Source organism: Herminiimonas sp. (assembly GCF_030645555.1).
GTDB lineage: Bacteria > Pseudomonadota > Gammaproteobacteria > Burkholderiales > Burkholderiaceae_D > Oxalicibacterium.
Window position 1 is genome coordinate 1 of the sequence record NZ_JAUSME010000226.1, and the last position, 5,811, is coordinate 5,811.

7 protein-coding genes are annotated in these 5,811 nt (G+C 56.2%); 4 read left to right on the plus strand and 3 right to left on the minus strand.

The window, feature by feature from the left end; genetic code table 11:
- Positions 1 to 810, minus strand: an 810-nt coding sequence (locus tag Q7T06_RS08835; RefSeq protein ID WP_370652354.1) for a M16 family metallopeptidase, incomplete at its 3' end; no start/stop codon positions are given.
- Positions 811 to 901: 91 nt separating this feature from the next.
- On the opposite strand from Q7T06_RS08835, the gene ftsY reads away from it, so the two are divergent.
- The 4 genes from ftsY to rpoH all read left to right on the plus strand — a co-directional run bounded on the left by ftsY (position 902) and on the right by rpoH (position 4,814).
- Positions 902 to 1,948 carry a signal recognition particle-docking protein FtsY gene (gene ftsY / locus Q7T06_RS08840; RefSeq protein ID WP_304783627.1) on the plus strand — a complete coding sequence of 349 codons (1,047 nt, stop codon included), beginning with the start codon at positions 902 to 904 and terminating at the stop codon, positions 1,946 to 1,948.
- 9 nt (positions 1,949 to 1,957) lie between these two features.
- A complete protein-coding gene (locus Q7T06_RS08845) occupies positions 1,958 to 2,641 on the plus strand; it encodes a cell division ATP-binding protein FtsE (protein ID WP_304783631.1) in 684 nt (227 codons plus the stop codon).
- Positions 2,638 to 3,564, plus strand: a complete 927-nt coding sequence (gene ftsX / locus Q7T06_RS08850) for a permease-like cell division protein FtsX (RefSeq protein WP_304783634.1) — start codon at positions 2,638 to 2,640, stop codon at positions 3,562 to 3,564. The genes Q7T06_RS08845 and ftsX overlap by 4 nt, the downstream gene beginning before the upstream one ends.
- 353 nt (positions 3,565 to 3,917) lie before the next feature.
- Positions 3,918 to 4,814: an RNA polymerase sigma factor RpoH gene (rpoH, locus tag Q7T06_RS08855; protein WP_304783636.1), complete on the plus strand. Its 897-nt coding sequence runs from the start codon at positions 3,918 to 3,920 to the stop codon at positions 4,812 to 4,814.
- A gap of 44 nt (positions 4,815 to 4,858) precedes the next feature.
- On the opposite strand, the gene Q7T06_RS08860 is transcribed toward rpoH, so the two are convergent.
- Both Q7T06_RS08860 and Q7T06_RS08865 read right to left on the minus strand, forming a co-directional pair.
- A complete protein-coding gene (locus Q7T06_RS08860) occupies positions 4,859 to 5,452 on the minus strand; it encodes an SCO family protein (RefSeq protein ID WP_304783639.1) in 594 nt (197 codons plus the stop codon).
- Positions 5,453 to 5,457: 5 nt separating this feature from the next.
- Positions 5,458 to 5,811, minus strand: a 354-nt coding sequence (locus tag Q7T06_RS08865; protein ID WP_304783642.1) for a UbiA family prenyltransferase, incomplete at its 5' end; no start/stop codon positions are given.

Genomic DNA, 5,811 nt, shown 5'->3' on the forward strand with positions numbered 1-5,811 from the left:
GAAGGCAAGCACGACATAGGGATTTTCTGCCGGTGCCTTGACGGTGACGCGCTTGATGCCGGTCTGTGGCGGCTCGTTTTGCGGCCGCGTGCGCGTCAATGTCCGTGCCGGATAGCGACCGAAATATTTTTCAGCCAGTGCACGTACTGTCTGCGCATCGACATCGCCGGACACCACCATCGTTGCATTGTTAGGCACATACCAACTGTCATGCCATGCCTTCACATCCAATACGTTCATGTGCTGCAAATCATCCATCCAGCCTATGACCGGATTACGGTAAGGGTGTGCAGCATAGGTCGCGGCCGTCAGTGCTTCCTGCACCAGCGCAATCGGCTGGTCGTCGGTGCGCAGGCGGCGCTCTTCCATGACGACGCGGATTTCCTTCGCGAATTCAGCCTTGCTGAACTGCAGATTGGCCATGCGGTCGGCTTCCAGCGCCATCACCGCTTCCAGTTTTGATTTCTCGATTTGCTGGAAGTAGGCGGTGTAATCCTTGCTGGTGAAGGCATTTTCACGGCCGCCGAGTTGCGCCACGCGCCTGCTGAACTCACCAGGCTTCAATTTTTTTGTCCCCTTGAACATCATGTGTTCCAGCACATGTGCTGCGCCGGTCACGCCATTGCGCTCATCGACCGCGCCGACGCGATACCAGATCATGTGCGCCACCGTCGGTGCGCGATGATCTTCGTTGACGATGATTTTCATGCCGTTTTTCAACGTGAATTCTTCAGCTTGCGCAGCGCAGGCATATACCGGCGCCAAAATGATCGTTACTGCCACCAGCATGGTTCGGATACTCAATTTCATGACCTTCGCTCTGATAGAATACGGTGATTGTATCCGCTTGCCTGCAATACACCGGCAAGCGCCTCTGACCGCTGTTCTGACTCCATTCGAGATGTTTAGTTTCTTCAAGAAAAAACCGCAAGAACCCGCAGCTTTGGCACCAGCGCCTGCAACACCCGCTGTTGAACAGATCACACTGCCCGACGCAGCCGCCCCGGTTGCGCCGGCTGACATCGTTGCTGCCGTCACGCCTGTCGAACAAAAGCAGTCGTGGGTGGCGCGGCTGAAGGCCGGGCTTTCCAAAACATCCTCCAGTCTGACTACCCTGTTCGTCGGCGCAAAAATCGACGATGAACTATATGAAGAGCTGGAATCGGCATTGCTGATGGCCGATGCAGGCGTGGACGCCACGCAATTCCTGCTCGATGAATTGAAGCGCAAAGTCAAGAATGAAAAACTGACCGAGGCAGCACAAGTCAAAACCGCCTTGCGCAGCTTGCTGCTCGAGATGCTGACGCCGCTGCAAAAACCGTTGATCCTGGGCCAGCATCAGCCACTGGTCATGATGATCGCAGGCGTCAATGGCGCCGGCAAAACCACCACGATAGGCAAGCTCGCCAAGCATTTGCAGGCGCACGATCAATCGGTATTGCTGGCAGCGGGCGACACCTTCCGCGCCGCAGCGCGCGAGCAATTGACAGTGTGGGGCGAGCGCAATAATGTCACCGTCATCGCACAGGAATCGGGCGACCCCGCCGCCGTTGCATTCGACGCCGTGCATTCTGCACAGGCGCGCGGCACCAATGTCGTGATGGTCGATACCGCCGGACGCTTGCCTACGCAATTGCATCTGATGGAAGAATTGAAGAAGGTCAAACGCGTGATGGCCAAGGCCATGCCGTCGGCGCCGCATGAAATTTTATTGGTCATAGACGGCAACACAGGACAGAATGCGCTGATGCAGGTCAAGGCCTTCGATGATGCGCTGGACCTGACCGGCTTGGTTGTGACCAAGCTGGACGGCACGGCCAAAGGTGGCGTACTGGCAGCAATCGCACGTGCGCGCCCTATCCCGGTCTACTTCATAGGCGTAGGCGAGCAGATCGAGGATTTGCAGCCTTTCAATGCGCAGGAATTTGTAGAAGCACTATTGGGTTAATCGATATAGATGATTGAATTCCGCCAGGTTTCGAAAAAATACGCGCAGAACGTCACTGCGCTGTCCGACATCACCCTGTCGATAGACAAGGGCGAGCTGGTGTTTCTCGCCGGCCCTTCCGGCGCCGGCAAATCCACGCTGCTGAAATTGATAGCGGCAATGGAAAGGCCAAGCACAGGCACGGTCATCGTCAATGGCCACGATATCGGCCGCATCAAGACTTCGGGCCTGCCCTATCTGCGGCGCAATCTCGGCTTGATTTTCCAGCAGCAGCGCTTGCTGTCGGATCGCAATGTGCTGGCCAACGTGATGCTGCCGCTGATCGTATGCGGAGCCGCCCGTCCCGACGCCGAACGCCGCGCCCGCGCCGCGCTGGACAAGGTAGGCCTGCTCGACAGGGCCTCCTCCGCACCCATGACCCTGTCCGGCGGCGAACAGCAACGCGTGGCGATTGCACGTGCGATCGTCAACCGCCCGCAAATCATCCTGGCCGATGAGCCTACCGCGAACCTGGACCGTGACAGCGCCAACAAGGTGCTCGATGCACTCAAGGCCTTCCATGCAGTCGGCGTGACCTGCATCATTTCCACTCACGACGAACAATTCCTCGATACGGCCACCCGCGTGGTTTATCTCGATCATGGCAAGATCATCGAAAGCTGGCACCGAACCACCCCGCAGGTGAGCGCATGAATAGCTGGCTCAGACAACATCGCTTCGCGTTCGGCGATGCATTCCGCCACCTGCTCAGGACACCCGGCAATTTCCTGCTGAATGTGCTGGTGGTGTCGATAGCACTGGCTCTGCCTTTCGCCGGCCTGACCCTGCTGGAAAACGTGCGCCCGGTGTCAGAACAACTGGCCGTGGAGCCGGAAATCAGCATCTTCATGCAGATGGATGCCTCGCGCGAGCGCGCCCTCGCCCTCGCCCCTGAAATCAAGCGCATCGCGCAGGAAGCCAGGCATCCGGTCAGGCTGGAATTCATCCCGCGCGAAAAAGCGCTGAGCACGCTGAAGGACAAAACCGGGCTGGAAGATGCCATCGCCACACTGGGCGCCAATCCATTGCCGGATGCCTATGTGGTCAAGATAACGGGCTTCCAGAACGATGGCAGCGCCAGAAAAATCAAGGCGATGACCGACAAATTGAGTGCGCTCAACGGCGTCGAATATGTGCAGGTCGATTCTGCCTGGGTGGAACGCCTGGCCGCCCTGTTGCAGGTCATGCGCCTGATACTGCTGTTTCTCGCCGCGACGCTGGGTGTGGTGGTGGTTGCAGTGGTGTTCAACACAATACGGTTGCAAGTCATGACGCAGCGCGAAGAGATCGAAGTCTCGCGCCTGGTAGGCGCCACTGACGCCTTCATTTGCCGGCCTTTTTATTACACCGGCGCCTTGCTCGGCTTGATTGCCGGCGCAGTAGCATTGATCGCCGTCGCCATCGCGCTGAACCCCTTGAATGCGGCGATCGCGGATTTCGCTCGCCTCTATGCATCCGAATTCCGGCTGGTGCCGCTGAATGCTGTTGCAACGCTGATCTTGTTGGCGGCGAGCGCCTTCCTCGGCCTGGTCGGCGCGTTGCTGTCGGTGCAGCGGCATCTGGCGCGCCTGGCATAAAGCCAGCCCAGCCGGTCTTATATCCTCGTTTGCAGGCACGCACTGGCAGCAATACGCAGGCGGGACAGCGACCGCAGGGAAGAATCAGCAATCAGCGAGCTGATGCTTACTAATCAAAATATCTGCAAATCCACTCAAAAACCCTCGGTCTTGCGCAACTTCAGGCCGGAATGACGCTCTAATCCCTTGAACCAGGCTTGTATGTGAGCAAAGTTATAATGAAATATTGGCTATCAAAGCGATATAAAACGCTCATTAGCACTCATTCCTGGAGAGTGCTAATATAAGCGTTATAAATGATTTCGCCGTATGAAAGCGGGTCTATTCTGAATGAAAGCGAGCAAGGAGAAAGCATGAAAGCAGCAACTGCATCAAGCGCAATGGTTCCAGCCAGCAACATCATGGCACTGGGGTTTTCTGGCGCGCTGGGCAATATTGACGCTTACATCTCGGCAGTCAATCGCATGCCCATGCTGACGCATGAAGAAGAAATGTCGCTGGCACGCCGCCTGCGCGACGATAACGATTTGGGCGCCGCACAAAAGCTGGTGCTATCGCATTTGCGCTTGGTCGTATCGATTGCGCGCGGCTATCTCGGTTATGGCTTGCCCCATGCGGATTTGATTCAGGAAGGCAATATCGGCTTGATGAAAGCGGTCAAACGTTTCGATCCTGATCAAGGCGTGCGTCTGGTCTCGTATTCGATGCATTGGATCAAGGCTGAAATGCATGAATACATCCTGAAAAACTGGCGTCTGGTGAAAGTGGCGACGACGAAAGCACAACGCAAGTTGTTCTTCAATCTGCGCAGCCATAAAACCGGCCTGGATGCGATGACGCCGGATGAAGTCGATGCACTGGCGAAAACCCTGAACGTCAAGCGCGAAGAAGTCATCGAGATGGAAACGCGCCTGTCCGGCCGGGATATCGCGCTGGAAGCTCCTACCGATGATGAAGATGACAAATTTGCGCCTATCGCCTATCTGTCCTCGGACTTGCAGGAACCGACCAAGGTACTGGAGTCACAGCGCCATGATCGTCTGCAAACCGAAGGCTTGTCGAATGCACTGGGCAAACTGGATCCACGCTCGCGTCGCATCGTCGAAGCGCGCTGGTTGGCGAATGACGACGGTTCCGGCGCCACACTGCATGAACTGGCTGACGAGTTTGGCGTATCGGCTGAGCGCATACGCCAGATCGAAGCAGTCGCACTGAAGAAGATGAAGGGTACGCTGGCGGCTTATGCTTGAGTAGCCACCGCAAACAAAAAAGGCGCTCTATTGAGCGCCTTTTTTTATGACCGGTCCGAAAGCAGTATCTTCAGATCATGCACGATGGGTTCTGTACCCTGCCCGTGCCGCACGAACAGGCGTATCCGGCCTTGCGGGTCGAACACATAGCTGCCCGCCGTGTGATCCATCGTGTAACTGCCGGCTTTCTTGCCCGGCACTTTTTGATAAAAGACCTTGAATTCTTTTGCGGTTTTATCCGTCTCAAGCAGGTCGCCGCGCAAACCGAGGAAGCGGGGATCGAATGCAGGAACATATTGTTTCAGCAGCTCGGCCGTATCGCGCTCAGGATCAACCGTCACAAACAGTACCTGCACCCTGTCGGCATCGGGCCCGAGTGACTTCATCACATTGGCCATTTCCACCATCGTCGTCGGACAAACGTCAGGGCATTGCGTGAAACCGAAAAACATGACTACAGCCTTGCCCTTGAAGTCCGCCAGCGTGCGCAGCTTGCCATTTTGGTCATGCAATGCAAAGTCTCGCCCATAGGCAAGACCGGTGAGGTCGGTATTCTTGAAGGCAGGCACTGCCTTTTCGCCACAGGCACTCAGCGCGATGACTGAGACACACATCAACAGGAAGGAACGCAGACGCATATTTATCAAAACCTCAAATAGTGATCGACCAGCAAGGCAGCAAACAGCAAAGACAGGTAGATGATCGAATATGTAAACATCTTGCGCGCAATCATGTCGGTGTAATGGCGATAAACCTGCCATGCATACCAGAGAAAAATGATGTCGAGGATGGCAACCGCGCCCAGATAAATCACGCCGCTCATGCCAACTGCAAACGGCAGCACCGTGGTGGCCACCAGCGCGATCGTGTACAGCCAGATATGGAATTGCGTGAAGGCAGTGCCATGCGTAATCGGCAGCATAGGCAGGCCGGATTTTGCATATTCATCGCGACGATACAAGGCCAGCGCCCAGAAATGCGGCGGCGTCCAGATGAA

What these genes read in the sequence shown, in the direction of transcription:
- rpoH (WP_304783636.1), top strand. Translation starts at nt 3,918, where the DNA reads ATGAAAGCAGCAACTGCATCAAGCGCAATGGTTCCAGCCAGCAACATC.
- ftsX (WP_304783634.1), top strand. Translation starts at nt 2,638, where the DNA reads ATGAATAGCTGGCTCAGACAACATCGCTTCGCGTTCGGCGATGCATTC.
- Q7T06_RS08845 (WP_304783631.1), top strand. Translation starts at nt 1,958, where the DNA reads ATGATTGAATTCCGCCAGGTTTCGAAAAAATACGCGCAGAACGTCACT.
- Q7T06_RS08860 (WP_304783639.1), bottom strand. Translation starts at nt 5,452, where the DNA reads ATGCGTCTGCGTTCCTTCCTGTTGATGTGTGTCTCAGTCATCGCGCTG.
- ftsY (WP_304783627.1), top strand. Translation starts at nt 902, where the DNA reads ATGTTTAGTTTCTTCAAGAAAAAACCGCAAGAACCCGCAGCTTTGGCA.